The organism is Roseburia faecis (assembly GCF_001406815.1).
Classification (GTDB): domain Bacteria; phylum Bacillota; class Clostridia; order Lachnospirales; family Lachnospiraceae; genus Roseburia; species Roseburia faecis.
In genome coordinates, this window is sequence record NZ_CVRR01000094.1 from 1 (window position 1) to 341 (window position 341).

Consider the following 341-nt stretch of genomic DNA (forward strand, 5'->3'; position numbering starts at 1 on the left):
CTCTAACTTTCCCCATTTTATAGGCTTTCCCGCCTGTCCATTAGTGAAATGATATGTAGTTTCCCTTATTTTTGCCCTTATGAGATAATCACAAGGGAAATAAGGGAAATTTTTTAGTCATTGCCCACCACTTTATCAAGAAGCCGAACCGATTTTCGTTTCGCATCTCTTGTGGAGTGAGCATAGACGTTCATTGTGGTACTGACATCTGAGTGTCCCAACAATTCCTGCACATCTTTTGGGGCTGCTCCATTTGCTAAAAGGTTGCTTGTATAGGTGTGACGTAACTGGTGGAAATGAAAGCCTTCAAATCCCTCTAATGTTTTTGCCACCTTTCTGCA

The 341-nt window shown here is 41.6% G+C and carries 1 protein-coding gene; it reads right to left on the bottom strand.

The genetic code is table 11. The features are described 5' to 3' along the window. Positions 1-113: 113 nt before the first annotated feature. Positions 114-341 (bottom strand): tyrosine-type recombinase/integrase (locus M72_RS16635; protein WP_176694807.1); only part of this gene is annotated, 228 nt, incomplete at its 5' end.